The organism is Shewanella zhuhaiensis (assembly GCF_022484835.1).
Lineage (GTDB): Bacteria > Pseudomonadota > Gammaproteobacteria > Enterobacterales > Shewanellaceae > Shewanella > Shewanella khirikhana.
On record NZ_JAKUDL010000001.1, the window covers coordinates 646,579 to 664,009 of the forward strand.

Annotated in this window: 16 protein-coding genes; 4 read left to right on the top strand and 12 right to left on the bottom strand. The window is 56.0% G+C overall.

Translation table 11 applies throughout. The features are described 5' to 3' along the window. Positions 1-80: 80 nt before the first annotated feature. Positions 81-1,796 carry a chloride channel protein gene (locus tag MJ923_RS02785; RefSeq protein WP_126165976.1) on the bottom strand — a complete coding sequence of 572 codons (1,716 nt, stop codon included), beginning with the start codon at positions 1,794-1,796 and terminating at the stop codon, positions 81-83. A gap of 109 nt (positions 1,797-1,905) precedes the next feature. On the opposite strand from MJ923_RS02785, the gene MJ923_RS02790 reads away from it, so the two are divergent. Next, positions 1,906-2,709: a DUF6776 family protein gene (locus MJ923_RS02790; RefSeq protein ID WP_126165977.1), complete on the top strand. Its 804-nt coding sequence runs from the start codon at positions 1,906-1,908 to the stop codon at positions 2,707-2,709. Then, positions 2,702-3,052, top strand: coding sequence for an iron-sulfur cluster insertion protein ErpA (erpA, locus tag MJ923_RS02795; protein ID WP_126165978.1), 351 nt, complete (start codon positions 2,702-2,704; stop codon positions 3,050-3,052). The genes MJ923_RS02790 and erpA overlap by 8 nt, the downstream gene beginning before the upstream one ends. Before the next feature lie 169 nt (positions 3,053-3,221). Here the strand turns inward: erpA and MJ923_RS02800 are convergent, their stop codons facing one another. The 4 genes from MJ923_RS02800 to MJ923_RS02815 form a co-directional block, all read right to left on the bottom strand. After that, a complete protein-coding gene (locus MJ923_RS02800) occupies positions 3,222-3,638 on the bottom strand; it encodes a hypothetical protein (protein WP_240589817.1) in 417 nt (138 codons plus the stop codon). 12 nt (positions 3,639-3,650) lie between these two features. Further along, entirely contained in the window at positions 3,651-4,025 is a 375-nt protein-coding gene (locus MJ923_RS02805; RefSeq protein WP_240589818.1) for a DUF2750 domain-containing protein, read from the bottom strand. Between the two features lie 185 nt (positions 4,026-4,210). Then, a complete protein-coding gene (aqpZ, locus tag MJ923_RS02810; protein WP_240589819.1) occupies positions 4,211-4,912 on the bottom strand; it encodes an aquaporin Z in 702 nt (233 codons plus the stop codon). Between the two features lie 164 nt (positions 4,913-5,076). Further along, positions 5,077-7,701: an alpha/beta hydrolase family protein gene (locus tag MJ923_RS02815; RefSeq protein ID WP_240589820.1), complete on the bottom strand. Its 2,625-nt coding sequence runs from the start codon at positions 7,699-7,701 to the stop codon at positions 5,077-5,079. Positions 7,702-7,928: 227 nt separating this feature from the next. Here MJ923_RS02815 and MJ923_RS02820 point away from each other — a divergent pair, with 227 nt between their 5' ends. Then, positions 7,929-10,034, top strand: a complete 2,106-nt coding sequence (locus MJ923_RS02820; RefSeq protein WP_240589821.1) for a winged helix-turn-helix domain-containing protein — start codon at positions 7,929-7,931, stop codon at positions 10,032-10,034. Between the two features lie 100 nt (positions 10,035-10,134). Here the strand turns inward: MJ923_RS02820 and MJ923_RS02825 are convergent, their stop codons facing one another. Together MJ923_RS02825 and MJ923_RS02830 are read right to left on the bottom strand one after the other, a co-directional pair. After that, entirely contained in the window at positions 10,135-11,244 is a 1,110-nt protein-coding gene (locus MJ923_RS02825; protein WP_126165984.1) for an anhydro-N-acetylmuramic acid kinase, read from the bottom strand. Next, a complete protein-coding gene (locus MJ923_RS02830) occupies positions 11,241-12,638 on the bottom strand; it encodes a peptidoglycan DD-metalloendopeptidase family protein (protein WP_240589822.1) in 1,398 nt (465 codons plus the stop codon). The genes MJ923_RS02825 and MJ923_RS02830 overlap by 4 nt, the downstream gene beginning before the upstream one ends. 127 nt (positions 12,639-12,765) lie before the next feature. Between MJ923_RS02830 and tyrS the strand changes: the two genes are divergently transcribed. Next, on the top strand, positions 12,766-13,962 hold the full coding sequence (gene tyrS / locus MJ923_RS02835; RefSeq protein ID WP_240589823.1) for a tyrosine--tRNA ligase: 1,197 nt from the start codon (positions 12,766-12,768) through the stop codon (positions 13,960-13,962). A gap of 76 nt (positions 13,963-14,038) precedes the next feature. On the opposite strand, the gene MJ923_RS02840 is transcribed toward tyrS, so the two are convergent. The 5 genes from MJ923_RS02840 to MJ923_RS02860 all read right to left on the bottom strand — a co-directional run bounded on the left by MJ923_RS02840 (position 14,039) and on the right by MJ923_RS02860 (position 17,336). Then, complete coding sequence (locus MJ923_RS02840) at positions 14,039-14,485, bottom strand: nuclear transport factor 2 family protein (RefSeq protein WP_240590239.1); 447 nt, start codon at positions 14,483-14,485, stop codon at positions 14,039-14,041. A 30-nt stretch (positions 14,486-14,515) separates the two neighbouring features. Further along, positions 14,516-15,139 carry a trimeric intracellular cation channel family protein gene (locus MJ923_RS02845; RefSeq protein ID WP_126165987.1) on the bottom strand — a complete coding sequence of 208 codons (624 nt, stop codon included), beginning with the start codon at positions 15,137-15,139 and terminating at the stop codon, positions 14,516-14,518. Further along, positions 15,136-15,513, bottom strand: coding sequence for a DUF2721 domain-containing protein (locus tag MJ923_RS02850; RefSeq protein WP_126169388.1), 378 nt, complete (start codon positions 15,511-15,513; stop codon positions 15,136-15,138). The genes MJ923_RS02845 and MJ923_RS02850 overlap by 4 nt, the downstream gene beginning before the upstream one ends. 141 nt (positions 15,514-15,654) lie before the next feature. Further along, positions 15,655-16,644, bottom strand: a complete 990-nt coding sequence (locus MJ923_RS02855) for a cobalamin biosynthesis protein CobD/CbiB (RefSeq protein WP_240589824.1) — start codon at positions 16,642-16,644, stop codon at positions 15,655-15,657. Continuing rightward, positions 16,644-17,336: a 5'-methylthioadenosine/adenosylhomocysteine nucleosidase gene (locus MJ923_RS02860; RefSeq protein ID WP_240589825.1), complete on the bottom strand. Its 693-nt coding sequence runs from the start codon at positions 17,334-17,336 to the stop codon at positions 16,644-16,646. The genes MJ923_RS02855 and MJ923_RS02860 overlap by 1 nt, the downstream gene beginning before the upstream one ends. Between the last annotated feature and the right edge of the window lie 95 nt (positions 17,337-17,431).

The following is a 17,431-nucleotide window of genomic DNA, read 5'->3' on the forward strand; positions in this document are numbered from 1 at the left end:
ATGTAGGGTTTGGCTGAGGCGCAACTATAGCAGAAGGGCGCACGCTTTGAAATGGCGGCAGCTAAATTACCTGCGGGTTATCACACCTGACCGGAACGGATTTCCTGCTGCAGCTTGGTCCAGCTGATCACCCCGACAAGGTTATCTTTATCTCCTTGATAAATATAAACTTCGCCAGTTCGTTTCGGTGAAAGGATCTCGTAGGCTTCGTTGAGGGTTGCGGTATCCGGCAGTCCCTGCATCGGTTGGCGCGACAAGGTAGTGCTGTCTTCGAAGGATTGCATCTCGAGGCGCAGCATCTGAATTTCGCCCTCAGCGCTTCGCACCATCACCGGACGACCCTCGGCGCGTTTCATCACTTCCAGCAGCAGCTCATCATCGTTTTTCACCACCACAAAGCGCCTGTCCATCAGGGCGCGCACGCCGGTTTTTTGCAGCCCCTGATTCACCGGTGGCACCTTGTAGCCAAGGCCCATGATGTCCAGCTGACGGAAAAACACCGACTCGGTTTGAAACCACTGATAGGCGACCAGGAAGGCCGGAATGGTGACAAACATGGCTGGCAGAATAATGGAGGCATCGTTGGTGAGCTCCAGCAGCGCCACCAAAGCTGCCAGCGGCGCGCTTAAACATACCCCCATCATGGCGGTCATGCCAATCACGGTATAAAGCCCCACATAAGGCGCAATGGAGGGGAACAGCATGGCACTGATAAGCGCCAGAATGCCGCCAAGCAATGCGCCTATGCCGTAAAGGGGGCCGATAAGTCCGCCGGGAATACCCAGGCCAATGGCGGCTATGGTGGCGGCCATCTTGCCAATCAGCACGGCTATCAGCAGCAACAGGCCGGGGTTTTCGGCAATCACCGCATTGATAGCCAAATCCCCTGAGCCCAGCGCCTGGGGCAGGGCGATGCCGATGATGGTGGTGATGCTGCCAGCCAGCAGCAACCGTACTATTAATGGCCAGTGCTGGCCGGTGGCGGTGACTTTCAGTAAGGTCCAGTTAAAGGCTGCGGCAGCCAGCCCAAGCCCCAGGCCACCCAGCGCCAGCAGTGGATAGTGGTCCAGCGGAATATGAATAACCTGAATGCTGTCGTACTCATGCACATTGCCAAACACCAGCTGGCTCGACACCGCGCCGCAGATGGCAGAAATCATGATGGGAAAGAAGTAGTGGATTTTGTATTCCCGCACCACCACTTCGAACACAAACACCACCGCCGCCAGCGGGGCGTTAAAGGTGGCGGCGATACCGGCGGCAATGCCACTGGCGCACATGATGCGCACGCTGTTGTCAGGGAGTTTGAATTTTTCGGCCAGCACACTGGCACTGACGGCGCCCAGGTGGATAGCCGGGCCTTCGCGGCCGACAGAGAAATTGGTGGCAAGGGCAAACAGCGCCTGGAAGAACTGACCCGGGGCCGATTGCAGCGGGATTTTGCCGTAATGCATCTTGAAGCGGTGCAGCACATAGGCAATACCCATCCGCCGGTAACGTTTGGAGCCAATGGTCGCCACCAACCAAATCAGCAGCGCGCCGAGTAGCGGCAGCAGTGCCCGCCAGTCATAGACCACATCGTTGATGTCCATGTTCTCGACACCCGTGTAGTGGTTGGCTCCCTCCAACATCAGCCGGAACACAATAATCACCAGCGAGGCGATGATGGCGAAACACAGCGCCAGCGCACAAAGCTGCAAGCTGATCCGCGCCTCGGACAGCTTGTCTCTGAGTTCAGTGTTAACATACCTGTGGGTGAGGCGGCGCATCGCCTCGAGCCGGGTCTTGATCTTCATGCCTGCCTTGTGGCCTCGGGCGCTGGCCTTTGCCCTGCCTTAGCTGCTATTCTGCCCCGTCTCCGGACTGTTCCGGAGCCTTTTTGTTCGACTAAGAGGCTGTTATTCAATGGCGAATTATCAACGTTGGCTCGATCGGCTGCAAGTGATGGAGCGCAAATTCCGCCCTTCGAGCTGGTATTTATTTTTGTTGATGCTGGTCGCTTTTTTGCTTGGTGCCCTCAGCTACCATCTCACGCTGTCGCTGGATCAGCCAGTACTGAATTTGGGCGGCGGTAAAAGCAAACAACTGGCCGAGCAGCTCAATAAGCAAAATCAGCTGCTGGCGAGCCGTACTCTGGAGCTGTCGCTGGAAAAAGAAGCCAACAGCCAGATGCAGGCCATGTTTGCCGAGCAGGCCACCAAACAGCGTGAGCTGGAGCGGGAATTGGCGTTTTACCGTGCGGTAATGGCCCCCAATGAAAACGCCGAAGGGGTGACTATCCACGGGATGGAGCTGCTGCCTGCGGCGGCCGACGGCCAGCAGCGTATCAAGGTGGTGCTCACCCAGTTGCAAAAGCGTCGGCAAAACATCAAAGGCAAACTGGAGCTGACGTTCACGGGACTGGTAGACAACCAGCCGTCTAATCTGGCGCTGGAAGATGTTGGGGGCCAGCTGGAACCCTTTGATTTTCGTTATTTCCAGGTGCTGGAAACGCCGGTTAGCCTGCCTGAAGGCTTTCAGCTGACCGGCATCAAGGCCAAACTGAAAGTCACTAAAGGCCAGCACAACAAGGCGGCACAGGCCGAACAGGAATTCAGCTTGCCAATGCTCACGGGTGAGACAAAAGAGCCCGGTATAATACTTGAACAAAATAGTCAGGTAACGGATAATTCCGACCAGCAATCTGAAGTACGAGGTAGTAATGACTGAACAAGCTGACGTAGCCATGCCCATCTCTTTCACCGATGCGGCCGCTGCCAAGGTTAAGGCCCTTCTCGACGAAGAGCAGAATGACGCCCTGAAACTGCGTGTGTATGTAACAGGTGGCGGTTGCTCTGGCTTCCAATACGGTTTTACCTTCGATGAGAAAGTGAATGAAGGCGATTTCACCGTTGAGAAACAGGGCGTGCAGCTGGTGGTCGACCCCATGAGCCTGCAATACCTGATGGGTGGCGAAGTGGACTACACCTCAGGCCTGGAAGGTTCACGTTTCTTTGTGAAAAACCCCAACGCGACCACTACCTGTGGTTGTGGTGCCAGCTTCTCGGTATAACCCCGACAAGCAGGGCAAGCCCAGCGGCTATCCAGCCAGCCTGAATGATTGGCTGAGATGCAGAGTAAGAACTGAGTAAGCCGCTGAGTAATAAGCCGCTGAGTAAGAAAGATAAATAGCAAAAAGCCGCCCAAGGGCGGCTTTTTTCATGGCTTGGCGTCAGCAGGGCTCAGCTCATCAGGTTGAAATTCTGCGCCCGGTTAAAGAATTTACCCACCTTGGGGGTAAATACCAGCCAAACCTGCAGGGCACAAAAGCCAATCAGTACCGCGAAAATCGCATAATCTGAGGCTTCAAAAGGCAAGCCAGCCACATTCAGGGTGTTGGGGCCTGTGGCCACATCATCGCCCTGATCCAGAATAAACGGCAGCAGGCTCACCATGCCAAGCTGCACCAGGGTGTAGCCGCGCAGGAACCATAATCCGGCCTTTTGGCGCGCAAACACCGCGACAACCATCAGCAGGGTGAGCAGACAAAACAGCACGCCCTGTTTAGCGACCAGACCACTGGCGGCGGCAGCAACATACAGCAACATCAATACGATAAGGCGTTTTGGCATCGGGCTGTTGGTGGTGATGTCAGTCATCTTGGCTCCGGATTAGTGGCGGGTTTTTGGCTTTAAACGGTTTTCCAGTTCCCAGGGCGGCACAACAACGCCCAAATCATCCTGTACCGGGAACACGGCAACCAGCAGCTCGTCATCTTCCATGCCGGTCACCCAGCGCTCCAGCCACTCGTTCAGCGGAATGGCCAGCGGCTCGCAGTCTTTCCATTCATCCACGGCCCACAGGGCAGCGGCCTCTTCGGTTGGCCACATTGGAATGCAGTCTTCATCTTCGGTGGTCAACATAACGCAACCGTCCGTATCCTGCAGGGTCCAGATTTCCTGATTGGCTTTCACCTGTTCAACCAGGTAGTCGTAGCGGGCATCCGGGTTCAGGGTGGTGATTTGCGCCAGCGTCTTTTTGCTCATGGGTAACACTCTCATTGGGGGGCCTTGGCCCGTGCAACGCCTGCGTATTGCCCAGGCGCTTAATGGCGGCATGGTACCACTTGTGGCCAGGATGCAAAAGAGCACGCCTTGGTGGCCATTGGCAACTAGCGGCCAATAAAAAGCGCCGCAAAGGCGGCGCTGGGTGAGCTGCGCTAAAGGCGCTGTCAGTTCGCACTCTTGTCATCAAACATGCGATAGATGAAACCGGCGATGATGGCACCTGCGATAGGCGCAACCCAGAACACCCACAACTGCGAGATAGCCCAGTCGCCTACAAACAGCGCAGGACCGGTGGAACGGGCAGGGTTCACCGAGGTGTTGGACACAGGAATGCTGACCAGGTGGATAAGGGTCAGGCCAAGGCCGATAGCGATTGGCGCAAAGCCTGCGGGCGCACGCTTGTCGGTGGCGCCGAGAATGATGATAAGGAAGAAGGCTGTCATCACGATTTCACTGGTCAGCACCGCCGTCAGGCTATAGCCGCCGGGGGAGTGTTCACCAAAACCGTTGGAGGCAAAGCCGCCGGCGAGGGAGAAGCCATCCTGACCCGAGGCAATCAGGTACAGAATGCCGGCACCGGCAATGGCGCCTGCCACCTGAGAGGCGATATAGGGCAGCAGTTCAGATGCCGGGAAGCGGCCACCGGCCCAGAGGCCGAAAGACACCGCCGGGTTGAGGTGGCAACCTGAGATATGGCCAATGGCAAACGCCATAGTCAGCACGGTTAAACCGAATGCCAGGGCGACCCCGACAAAACCAATTCCGAGTTCCGGGAAGGCCGCTGCCAGCACGGCGCTGCCGCAACCGCCCAGAACCAGCCAGAGGGTGCCGAGAAACTCGGCCAGCATTTTCTGTGTCATGTTCATCGCAAATCATCCTTAGAAGTGGTGCCGGTGGCACAGGAGCTTTTTATGTAGCGCACTGACCGGATCCTTTTGGGCTACCGCTTTCCGGCTGTCCTATGATTGCCACCTGCGTGGCAATCGAGGTATCAGTCTTTAGTTTGATTTGCTGTTAATGGTGATAAAAATCAGTGGTTAATATTATCATTCTGCTGATTGTTGGCGGTTTTTTCTGTGTGACTTGCGGATTTTTTGGAGACTGAGCGAATAAGTTGCTCCTGCTCCCACAGCAGATGCTGCAGCGATTCCTTTGCCCGGTAACTGTGGCCTTCAAAGGGCAGGGTCACCAGCCTGACGTTGCCGCCCAGAGTAGATACCGCATCAAAGAGGCGGGTCGACTGCATCGGATAAGTGCCTGAGTTAGTGTCGGCTTCGCCGTGGATTAACAGTAATGGCTCGTTGATTTTATCCGCCACATTAAAGGGCGACATGGCCTGATACAGGGATTGCGCCTGCCAGTAGCTGCGCCGCTCATTCTGAAATCCGAAAGGAGTGAGACTGCGATTGTAGGCGCCGCTGCGGGCAATGCCTGCGGCAAATAAATCGGTATGCGCCAGCAGGTTGGCCACCATAAAGGCGCCGTAGGAATGACCGCCAATCACAATCTGGCTGCCATCACTTATTCCACGTGCTTTGAGAACCTGCACCGCCGCCTCGGCATTGGCGGTCAGCTGCTGGATAAAGCTGTCGTTGGGCAGCGCCTTGCCTTCACCAATAATGGGCATGGAAACCCTGTCGAACACCGCAATACCGCTGGCAAGCATGGCGCGGGCGCTGCTGGCCGACACCGTGGGGTACGCCAGCGGGTTGAAGCTCAGCTGTCCGGCCACGCTGTTATCACGAAACTCCCTTGGATAAGCCCAGATAAGCACCGGCAGCGATCCTTGTTCGGGGCGGTATCCTGCGGGCAGATACAGGGTGCCGGAAAGCCGCTGGCCATCGGCGCGCTCAAACAGCAGTTGCTCGCGGCTGACGCCTTCAAGCCAGGGCTGACGCTTGCCAAGTTCTGTTAAAAAGCGCCGCTCGCCGCTGGCCGGACGGGTCCAGTACAGGGCGGGGGGACTGTTTGGGGTCTCGTGACGAATCAGCAGGGTTAAAGGCGCAAGGGAAATAACCTCTTCTACCTGCTCAAAGGCGTCAGCCTCACTTTGCCACAGGAGGCTGCTGTCTTCGCCAACCCGGGTTTGCTTGAGGAAAGGACGCATGCCGCTGTCAGAGTAACCCAGACCATAGTGCAGCAGGGCGCCATTTTGGGTGGTGAGTACATGCTTACCGGCTTGCCAGTGGCTGTGCAGGGTGCCGGGATCGCGGTACGTATCACGGCTGCTGATTTGATACCAATCCTGCAAAGTGAATGGGGCCTTGGCGGTTGCTGGCGTCAGCAGGCTGCGGCGGATCTGCTGCTTGCTGCGACGATATTGGGTGATCAGCAGCTTGTCATCGTCGCGCCATTGCAGGCTGCGAATGGGCCAGGGCGTGTTGCCAACCAGTGTGGGTTGGGCGCTAAAGGGTGGCGGCAGCTGCCAGATGTTATCGCGCCAACCGGTATTGCTGTCTTTCGGGTCTTTGCTCTGTTTATCCGTTTTACTGCCTGGCTCACTTTGCGCCCACACCAGATTAGCCTCGCCCTGCCAGTGCAGCAGGCGTGGATTGGGCGCTGGATGTTCATCATCGTCACCTTCGTTTTCACTGCTGCGACTTTGCAGCTGGTAGCGAATATCGCCGCTGCCAAGGTCAATCACGGAAAAAGTCTTGGCAAAGCCGCGATAAGGCACCCGCAGCGAAAATGGCTCACGCAGCTCAGTGATAAGCAAAAAACGACCATCGGGCGAGGGGCTTGCATCAACAATGGCTCCGGGTGCACCTATGTGGCTCACTTCCCCCAGCGGTGATACCTGTGCAAGCTGGGTGCGGATTTGGGCGGCGAAACGGGCCTTGTCGGCGGCGTTTTTCAACAGGTTTGTGTGGGTACGTTTGGCGGCCTGCCCGGGCTGACTTTGCTTAATGGCGGGGGTAATGCTGATGCCCGCATCCGAGTGGCTGCCTGCTGTCAGCGGCAGTACCACGGCCGAGCTGTCTGGCAGCCAGACATAATCAACCCCGAGGCTGAAGTTGGGTTTTAAATTCGGCTGAGCGCGAATGGTGCCCAGGCTCAAATCGATAAAATGCAGCACCGCTCTTTCCCGCGCCAGACTCACCAGCGCAAGTTGCTTGCCATCGGGGGAAAATTTGGGCGCTGTTATCGGCATTAAGGCCGCGAGTCCCGGCAGCTGCAACTGGCGGGTGCCATCGGTGCTCATCAGACGCATATCATCGTAAAGGCTCAGGCGGCCGGGCAGGGCGCGCTCGGCATCGATTTCAGCGCCGGCAAGTTTCAGCAGTGGCCGTGCAAGCTCAGTTACTGATGGCGCGCCCTGGGGTGTTGCCAGCAGCAGCCATTGATTGTCGGGCGATACCAATACCCTCGCGGTTTTGGGCTGACTCACCACAGCGGCAAGCTGGTCGCTCGGCATCTGATAGCCTGTAAGCTGAGCGGCGGCCTGGTTGTGCTGGAATGCAGCGCCGCCGCTCCCGTCGAATTCGTTGTCGATATCCACCGCTGAGGCCATGCCTATGGGTAGCCACAGGCTCATCAGTACGGCAATCATGTTGGTAATGGGCGCCGAGGCGCGGTTAAGCCGACGAGATGCAAAAAAGAGTGCAGCAGGCCTTTTGGCTGTGACAATCGCTGTGGTGGACGGTGAGCGGCGCATGGGAGTCAAACCCTGATAAAAGCAATAAGATGAAAAGGTTGTAAAAAAATCCAGCGGTTGCAGCAATTGCCCCGGCCTCGATTCTTGCTTGTTTCTATCTCTATTTAATCTCTATTTCTTTTAAAAACATAAGTTTGAAAATAGAGCGTGAGTGTAATTTGCCTTGTAACAACACCGCAGGCAAATTTAGAATACTTGTTATAACACAAGACCCTGATTGGCCGATTATGAGCGAGACCATACAGAGCGTTTTCCACCTTGGTTACTGCCGGGTGGATGTCAGCGACAACAGCTTGAGCTTTCCAGCCCTGCCCGGAGAGGAGTGCGAGCGTATCACCCTGCAGCCCAAATTTATTGAGGTGCTCGCTTATCTTGCCCGTCAGTATCCCAGGGTTGTGACCCGGGATGAGCTGATCACCCATATCTGGGAAGGCAATGCCTATGTGGGCGAAAAAGCCCTGACCAACGCGGTGTGGCATTTGCGCCAGCAACTGGCACGGCTGGAAGGCGGCGACCCGATTGAAACAGTGCGTAAGACCGGTTACCGGCTCTGTATTGCGCCTGAGTTTGAGAGTGTGACTGAAGACTTGCAGCTCACCTTAAGACGGCGGGTGCAGATGCTTGGCAGGGGCTTGTCACTGGCGCTGCTGAGCCTGGCAACCCTGGTGGCAATATTTGCTAATCACTGGTACCGGGACTCACTGCATCGTCCGTTTGGGGTCGAGCGTCTCACCAGCGATGGCGGTTCTGAGCGCTTTCCGGCGGTATCGCCCAACGGTCGTTTTTTGGTGTATGGCGGCCAGCAACCGGGCAAAAATGGCAGCCTGTTCCAGCTTGAACTCAATGAGCCCGATGCCAGCCCGCGCCAACTTACTTCCTCTGCCAGCGATGAGCTGCGGGCCGTGTGGTCCAGCGACAGCAAGTCGCTTTATTATCCAAGCGAATCAAACGGCGATTGCCATATCACCCGCATGGCTTTGAAAGATGGCACTTTTGAATCCCTTGCGCCCTGCACCAGCGTGACCACCGCCATTGAGATTTCCCCTGATGGCGACACCCTGGCGTACATTACCCAGCAAAATGATGACAGAAGCTCGGGCATATACCTGCTGAAACTGAACCAAGAGGGAGCCAAACCGCAGCGGCTGTCCTGCGATGTTGATTGTCCTTACCGCGACCGCGATTTCAGTTTCAGCCCCGATGGCAAGTACCTCGCCATCGCGCGCCGCTTTGGCGATATTTCGGAAGACATTTTTTTACGAACCCTGAGTGATGGCACCGAGCGGCGCCTGACTCAGGGCATTGAAGATATTCGCGGATTGTCCTGGCATCGTGATGGCCGCAGATTGGCATTCAGCACCGAAGAAGCCGGCAATCGTGATGGCTTTGTGCTGGATGTGCAAAGTGGTGATATAACCGCGCTGCACGTGGATGGCCTGAGTTACCCAAGATTTGTGCCCGGTGAGGATGAGCTGGTGTTTTACCACTACGACAATCATCGCCAGTTGGTGTCGCAGCATCCTTTTGCCAAGGTGCCACAGGCGCCGTTTCCGATGATTTACGGCAACTTCAGCCAGCGCTATGTGGATTATTCGGCCGAGGCCGGTCGGTTGGTGTTCGTCTCTAACGAGTCGGGTCACAATGAAATCTGGACCTCGGATGTGGACGGCAACCGAAGGCAGATGCATACCGAGCTGCGGCGTCAGGCCACGTCTCCGGCCTGGTCCCATGATGGCACCCGCATCGCTTTTATCGCCGCCGATACCAATCACGAAGGCAATAAGCTGCATGTGCTAGATACCCGCGATAACAGCATTCTGGTGATTGCCTCGCCCTACATTAACCACGGCAGACCCGAATGGTCCGGTGATGACAGCTTTTTAATGGCCAGCACAGTGGATGGCCTGATGCGTTTCGAGTTCGATAACCGTGCGCCTGAGCTGATGAAACCCTCGATGCTGCGACGGTTGCAGGTGCTGGGGGATTGGCTCTACTTCAGCTACAGCGAAGGCCCCAAGGGATTGTGGCGTATGCCATGGCGGGGCGGCGCAGTGCCTGAAAGGGTACTGGCATCGAAGGAGATGTATGACGGTTACAACTGGACTGTGACTGAAACCGGGGTGTTTTTCAGGATGCGCCGTTCGGGTGCCACGCTGCTGGGATTCCACAATTTTGCCAGCGACGAGACCAGGCCCTTCCTCGAGCTGCCGCCCAACAGCATCAGCCGTCAGGAAAACATGGCCTGGATAGCCGACAAAGAGAAGCTGATCCTGGTGTCCTGGAACTACCCGCGTCGTGATGTGATGTTGCTGCGACACCCGGCGTTGCAATAGCCTGGCTCAGATAACAGCAATAAAAAACGGCCTTTTGGCCGTTTTTTTATTGTGTGCTCATTCGGTCTGCATGGCTTTGAGCTGCCAAGGCTGATACTGCTCAGGCGGCAGGGAAGCGGGCGCCGAGCACGGCTTCGCGGCTTGCACCTGTCACTGCGGGCAGATTCGCAGGCTGCCCCCGATGATGACGCTCGGCAAGCCAGGCAAAGGCGATGCCTTCCACCCACTTGGGGTCGACACCAAGCGCCGAGGTGGTTTGAATACTGTAACCCGGCAGCAAGGCACCCAAACGGCGCATCAGAGCGGCGTTGAGCGCGCCGCCGCCACAGACATAGAGCTCGCCTTCCCAGGAGAGCTTATACACGTCCTGAGCAATGCTGCGGCAGGTTAAGTCCAGCAAGGTCGACTGAATATCTGCCTCATCCAGATTGGCAAAGTTCTCCAGTTGCTGCTCAAGCCAGGCGCCATTGAAAAGCTCCCGGCCGGTGCTCTTGGGATAAGAGAGCGCAAAATAGGGGTGTGACAGCAGCTGTTTAAGCAGCTTTTCATCGGTGGTGCCGCTTTCGGCAAATTCACCGTCCATGTCGAAGGGCTGCTCTTTCACCTGTTGGATCCAGGCATCTATCAGGGTATTGCCCGGGCCGGTATCAAACCCAAGCACAGCATCGGCATTACCCGGCAGCCAGGTAATGTTGGCGATGCCGCCGATGTTGAGAATGACCCTGCACTCACCTTCCTTGGCAAACACTTGCTGGTGGAAGGCTGGCACCAGGGGCGCGCCCTGACCGCCAAGGGCGATGTCTTTACGGCGAAAATCGGCAATCACGTCTATGCCGGTTTCGGCTGCGATGGTGTTGGGGTCGCCAATTTGCAGGGTAAAGCCGACTTCGAGGTTTGGCATATGGCGCACGGTTTGGCCGTGGCTGCCGATGGCCGTCACCTGGCTTTTATCAACCCCGGCATTGGCCAGCAGGGTATTCACTGCTTTGGCAAACAGGCTGCCAACGCTGCGGTCGAGTCGGCCCAGGCGGTTGATTTCGTCCTGCCCCGGCTGACACAGCCGCTGCAAACCCTTGAGCAAATGCTGTGGAAAGGGCTCAGTATGGGTGGCGATAAGCTTGGGTTCGGGACCGGCAAAGTCGACCAAAACGGCATCGACACCGTCCATGCTGGTGCCGGACATGAGTCCGATAAACAGGGATTGGCTCATGGTGTTTGGGTTACCTCTGGCGCCATGGCCAGTTGCTGTTGTTTGTTAAAGGCAATTTTCGCCATCAGATCCTTGCTGATGCGGCTGAATTTACCCAGCTCTTTCTTGCCGATGGACTCGGCCTTGGGCAAGTTAACGGTGCGCGGATTGCGGTGTACCCCGTTAACGATAAATTCGTAATGCAGGTGCGCGCCGGTCACCCGGCCGGTTTTGCCGAGGGTGCCAATGATCTGTCCCTGTTTCACCGAGTCGCCTTTTTTCACCTTGCGTTTGTTCAGGTGCAGGTACTTGGTGGTGTAGGTACCGTTATGGCGGATAAACACATAGTTGCCGTTGTATTGGTTGTAACCCGCTTCAATCACCTTGCCCGAGCCTGCCGACTTAATCGGGGTGCCGATGGCGGCGACATAATCCACACCGCGGTGGGCTTTGACCTGGCCGGTAACCGGGTGCAGCCGCTTGGGGTTGAAGTTGGAGCTGACGTATTTGAAGTCCACCGGCGAGCGCAAAAACGCCTTGCGCATGCTCTGGCCTGATTCGGAATAGTAGTTGCCGTCATCGTAACGCACGGCTGTGTATCTGTGGCCGTCGTTGATAAATTCTGCCGCAAGAATAGCACCGTTTCGGACAAACTTGTCATCGGCGTAGTGCTTCTCGAAGAGCAGTGCAAAGCTGTCGCCTTTTTGCAGGTCCTGGGCGAAGTCGATGTCCCAGCCAAAGATAGTGGCCAAATCCATGATTTGTCCGGGATTCAGCCCGGCATCCACGGCGGCGTTCCAGAAGTTGCTGCGAATATTGCCCTGGGCAAAGTCGGTGCGGGTCGACAGCTGTTTCACATCGAGGGATTCGCTGTAGCCGTTATCGCTTTTGGCAATCATCAGGGTGGTGATGGCATCGATACGGTAGCTCAGTTTTACCAGTTGCCCCTGATCGTCCTTGGCAATCAAGATTTCTTCGCCGGGCATGATTTTCAGCAGGTTCTTTTTGGCTTCCGGCAACCGGGTAATTTCATAGACATCACGGCTGCTGAGACCCGCGCGCTGAAACAGCGCCGCCAGGGTATCGCCTTTGGCTACTTCAAAGTGTTCCACTTCCAGAGAGGGTTCCTGGCTGGTGGCCGTGGCCTTGATAGCGCTGGCCGCTGGCTCAGGCTGGCTTTCGCCATTGGGCGCGGCAATATCAACCTCGGAGGGTTCGCCGGCGGGCGGCGTGGGCACGCGCTGGGACAGTGGCAGGGTAAATGCCATATCGGTGCTGGCTTCGGGAGTCTGGCGCGATGCCTGGGCATCTTCAGAGGGGAAAAACAGGGTAACTGCGGTTAACAGTACAAGAATACTCAGAACAATCTGGTGCTTTTTGGGAAGCAGTTTGAATAGCGTAATAACCTTTGTCATTTGACCCGGGTACCAATTCCCTGACTCTATAAACTGAGCCTAGTGTACACACTTTCATTTGCCCAGGCTAACAAGTAACATAAGTCTCTTTGATTGAATTCGGATACTGACAGAGGTAGCTGCCAACATGGCTGATTTGGACCAGGTATTAGCAGAAATTAAACGGGGCACAGATGAGATCCTGCTTGAAGCGGATCTGCTGGAAAAACTGAAGGAAGGTCGTCCGCTTCGGGTGAAGCTGGGTGCCGACCCAACCGCTCCCGATATCCATCTGGGCCACACGGTCATTCTCAACAAGCTGCGCCTGTTTCAGGAGCTGGGCCACGAGGTGATCTTCCTGATTGGTGACTTCACTGGCATGGTGGGCGATCCAAGTGGTAAAAACAGCACCCGTCCGCCGCTGACCCGCGAGCAGGTATTGGCCAACGCCGAAACCTACAAAGAGCAGGTGTACAAGATTTTGGATCCGGCCAAGACCCGCATCGAGTTCAACTCCAGCTGGCTGGAAAAACTGGGCGCAGCCGGGATGATCCGTCTGGCCTCGCACCAGACCGTTGCCCGTATGCTTGAGCGTGACGACTTTAAAAAGCGTTACGGCAGCGGTCAGCCGATTGCTATTCACGAATTTATGTATCCGCTGCTGCAGGGCTGGGACTCGGTTGCACTGCAGGCCGACGTTGAGCTTGGTGGTACTGACCAGAAGTTCAACCTGCTGATGGGCCGTGAGCTGCAAAAGGCCGAAGGCCAGAAGCCACAGACCGTTATCATGATGCCGCTGCTGGAAGGTCTGGACGGCGTGAAGAAGATGTCCAAGTCGGCTCACAACTACATTGGTGTGAGTGAAGCGCCGGACGAAATGTTCGGTAAAATCATGTCCATCTCCGATGAGCTGATGTGGCGCTACTTCGAGCTGCTGTCATTCCGTCCGCTGGGTGAAATCGAGCAGTTCAAGGCCAACGTGGAAAGTGGTGCCAACCCACGCGATGTTAAGATTGAACTCGCCAAGGAAATCATTGCCCGTTTCCACGACCAGGACGCTGCCGACAAAGCGCATCAGAACTTTATCGATCGTTTCCAAAAAGGCGCTATGCCAGAGGATATCGAAGAAGTGACGCTGGAAGCCGGTGAAGGTATGGCGATTGCCAATCTGCTCAAAGAAGCCGGTTTGGTGGGCTCAACCTCTGATGCCATGCGTATGATTAAGCAGGGTGCAGTGAAGATGGACGGCGAAAAGCTTGACGACACCAAACAGGTGTTCGAGCAGGGCCACAGCGCCATCTTCCAGGTAGGTAAGCGTAAGTTTGCCAAAGTGACTCTTAGCTAAAGTGACTCTTAGCTAAAATTACCCCCACAATAAAAACGGGCGCTCGCAGCGCCCGTTTTTGATGCCTGAAAAGCGACTACTGCACCGACAACTGGTCGGCCATGGTCTGGTAGTCGATAAGGTCAGTATGCTCGGTCACCCTGTGATTACGCATATCCAGCCTCAGAGTCGTTACCGCGGGTACGGCTACGTCGATGATTTTGCCCGGTTTGCCGAACTGTTCACCCGGCCCTTTAAAGCGGTAGTTACCAATCATCACCACCAGCGAGCCTGAGTTATACATGTGCTCGATGCTGAAATTGTATTCCAGCACCCCGGCATGGGCGCGTTCGAAAAACTCGATAATGAAGCGGCCGCCCTTGTACTTACGCCCGGCGGTACGGTCCTGAAACACGCTGTCGCGGTTGTAGAAGCTGGCAAGCTTGTCGTAGTCGTGCTCAGTGAGCGCCTGAATGTAGTTCACTGCCATTTGCTGCTCCTGGGGCATCTCGCCAGTGCTGGCAGCAGCCCCAAAGCAGAACATCCACAGCAGTAACCCTATCTTTCGCACACGTCAGTCTCTCTTGGTTTTCAGGTCAAAGGCTGGCAATGACAGATGCCAGCGAATAGCCGCAAGCCTTAACATCAATGCACTCAACATCGACAGCCACATGGCCGTTTTGGCATTCATGCCCAGTTGCAGGCTCAGGGTGTAGGCGATGCCGCCAATGATGGAAGCGGTCGCGTAAATTTCGGTGCGAAGCACCATGGGAATTTGGCGACAAAGCACATCCCGGATAATGCCGCCGCCTACGCCGGTAATCAAGCCCATGATAACGGCCGACATGCCGTTTAAGCCGAGGCTGAGCGCCTTTTGTGCACCGATGAAGGTAAAGAGTGCCAGCCCCAAGGCATCCGCAATCGGCAGGGTGTACTGGGGCACCTTGCGCGGACGGCGGATAAAAATCAATGTAAACAGCACTGTAGCCAGGATCACTATGACGTAGTTGGGATCCCTAAGCCAAAACACCGGCGTGGCACCGATGATGGCATCACGGATAGTGCCGCCGCCCACGGCAGTCACTGCCGCCAGTACCGTTACCCCAAAGGGGTCCATGCGATGCCGCCCGGCAGCCAGGGCACCGGTTAAGGCAAATACGGCTGTGCCGCACAGGTCAAAAAAGTAAATCCAGCTCATTTGCTCATCTCTTTCAGGTGAATATTGAGGGCATCCACCGAGATGCGGATTTCAATCACCGACAGGATCAGCGAATAAAGCAGCAGGAGCAGGCTGGCGCCAAAGATAAGCGAGCCGGTTTTATTCATGCCGACATAGATAAAAATCATACAGAGTACGCACAGGGCAAAGCTGGTAACGCCCGCCTCCTGCATTCTGCGGATAATCACGATGCGCTTTTTCAGGTTTTCAATTTGGCTTTTATGCACCGGTTTGTCATCGCTGGAGAGGCTGCGGATCAAGGCCGCCAGCGAAAAGAATCGATTGGTGTATGCCAGCAGCAACAGGGAGATAGCTGGAAACAGCAGCGCTGGAGTTGTCAGCGATATGTGCAGATGTTCTAACAAGATTGATGTCCGTTACCGAATTGAAAATGACTGAGCCATAAGGGGCGACATTATAGTGTCAACTTGGGCAAGGTGCTAACAATCCTCATGCAGCCGACGCGGGATTTACTTCCACCCAATAGCGCTAATCTACAGGGTTTGCAGATACCTGAGTACCACCCAGGCGACGGGCATAAATACCAGGAACAAAAACCAGGTAAAACAGGCACGGTTGGAAAGCTTAATGGCATCGCCAATATTGGCAGCGCCCGGCAGAGGTCCTGCGCCTACTTTCTCGATGGCGACGCGACTGCCATGGAACTTCTGCGGGCCGCCAAGCTCGATATTCAGCACAGTGGCTGCTACATAGGCGCTGCGAATGGCATTGGACAGGGGTTGCCAGCGTCTGTGGCTGAAAAGGGCGCCAAGGCCCGCTGGGCCACCCTGAATCGCCAGGCTCAGGCTCCACAGCCAGGAAGGGATATACAGCAGCACCGACACCAGCAGGTTGATGGGGGCGCAAAAGAAGCGAAACTTCGGCACCATGGGCGGCCACACCAGTTCGAGCTGTTTGAGCATGCGAACCAGCAGCACCATGGGAGCGCCGGCAATGGCAAAGAAAAACACCGTCGAGGCGGTGCCGTAGATGGGCGCTGTCACCAGTTTTTCAATAGTGGCTTTGGCAATCCCCACTTCGGACAGCTCGGCAGTATCCCGGGAAAGGTACTGCCCCAGCAGCTTTTTTGCCTGCTCCTTGTTGCCGTGGGCCAGGGTGCGGTGCACCTCATCGGCCACCTGGACAAAACTTGCATCCGACAGGCAAAGGTAGAGGATCAGAAACTCGAAAAACCACGGAAAGGCGGCCATATCCAAAAGAAAGGTCACAATCAGCCAGAACGGCAGGACCAGCAGCACGGCGGCCATTACGCCGGCAATCATTTGCTGCCTGGCGCCTCGCTCGGGGTGATTGACCTTGTGGGCCAGCTCTTTGGCCAAAAAACCAAACCACACCAGTGGCTGCATTTCACGGGGCAGGGGGGCCAGTCTGGCCAGCGGCAGGGCGCACAACAGGATAAGGAAACCCTCAAACAGGGCTCCATCCAGAGCGATTAGCTGGTTTACAAACTGGCCGTTGGTCATTAAAGACCCTCGATAAGCGCCATGACCATCAGGGCGGAGTGATGCCCTGCTTTCACCAAGTATGAGTCGAAATCGACCGGACTGTCATTGTTGGCATTGTCAGACAGCGAGCGGATCACCACGAAGGGGGTGCCGAACTGATGACAAATCTGGCCGATGGCGGCGCCTTCCATTTCACAGGCGGCCATGGTGGGGAAGTCGGCGCGCATTTTAGCGGTACGGACAGGGTCGCAAATAAAACTGTCGCCGGTGCAGATAAGGCCTTCAATGGTCTTCACTTCACCGAGGCTGGCAACGGCGGCCTTGGCGGCATTGACCAAGCGGGCGTCACTGACGAATGCGGCTGGCTGCTGGGCCATTTGACCGATTTCATAACCGAAGGCGGTGACATCCACATCGTGGTAGCGCACTTCGCTGGCAATCACCACATCACCAATGGTCAGGCTGTCAACAAAGCCACCGGCAGAGCCGGTATTGATAACAAAATCAGGTGCAAACTTGTCGATAAGCAGGGTGGTGGCGAGTGCCGCAGCAACTTTGCCGATGCCGGAGCGGGTCACAATGACCTGTTTGCCGTGCAGTTCACCCTCGGTGAACTCGATGCCGGCGATGGTGCTGGACTTGGGGGAATTGAGTGCCGCAATCAGGTGGGCAACTTCCGGCTCCATGGCGCCGATAATACCGATTTTCATAACTTGCCTTTGAGCGTGTATAGGGAATGGCAGTCAATATACCACACAGGTATGACTGGTATACAGGCTCAAAAAAAGCGCATCCTCAGGAAGAC

Coding starts and splice junctions, on each gene's coding strand:
- MJ923_RS02785 (WP_126165976.1), bottom strand. CDS start 1,796: ATGAAGATCAAGACCCGGCTCGAGGCGATGCGCCGCCTCACCCACAGG.
- MJ923_RS02855 (WP_240589824.1), bottom strand. CDS start 16,644: ATGACCAACGGCCAGTTTGTAAACCAGCTAATCGCTCTGGATGGAGCC.
- aqpZ (WP_240589819.1), bottom strand. CDS start 4,912: ATGAACATGACACAGAAAATGCTGGCCGAGTTTCTCGGCACCCTCTGG.
- erpA (WP_126165978.1), top strand. CDS start 2,702: ATGACTGAACAAGCTGACGTAGCCATGCCCATCTCTTTCACCGATGCG.
- MJ923_RS02800 (WP_240589817.1), bottom strand. CDS start 3,638: ATGACTGACATCACCACCAACAGCCCGATGCCAAAACGCCTTATCGTA.
- MJ923_RS02790 (WP_126165977.1), top strand. CDS start 1,906: ATGGCGAATTATCAACGTTGGCTCGATCGGCTGCAAGTGATGGAGCGC.
- MJ923_RS02805 (WP_240589818.1), bottom strand. CDS start 4,025: ATGAGCAAAAAGACGCTGGCGCAAATCACCACCCTGAACCCGGATGCC.
- MJ923_RS02845 (WP_126165987.1), bottom strand. CDS start 15,139: ATGAGCTGGATTTACTTTTTTGACCTGTGCGGCACAGCCGTATTTGCC.
- MJ923_RS02815 (WP_240589820.1), bottom strand. CDS start 7,701: ATGCGCCGCTCACCGTCCACCACAGCGATTGTCACAGCCAAAAGGCCT.
- MJ923_RS02840 (WP_240590239.1), bottom strand. CDS start 14,485: ATGTTCTGCTTTGGGGCTGCTGCCAGCACTGGCGAGATGCCCCAGGAG.
- MJ923_RS02825 (WP_126165984.1), bottom strand. CDS start 11,244: ATGAGCCAATCCCTGTTTATCGGACTCATGTCCGGCACCAGCATGGAC.
- MJ923_RS02830 (WP_240589822.1), bottom strand. CDS start 12,638: ATGACAAAGGTTATTACGCTATTCAAACTGCTTCCCAAAAAGCACCAG.
- tyrS (WP_240589823.1), top strand. CDS start 12,766: ATGGCTGATTTGGACCAGGTATTAGCAGAAATTAAACGGGGCACAGAT.
- MJ923_RS02860 (WP_240589825.1), bottom strand. CDS start 17,336: ATGAAAATCGGTATTATCGGCGCCATGGAGCCGGAAGTTGCCCACCTG.
- MJ923_RS02820 (WP_240589821.1), top strand. CDS start 7,929: ATGAGCGAGACCATACAGAGCGTTTTCCACCTTGGTTACTGCCGGGTG.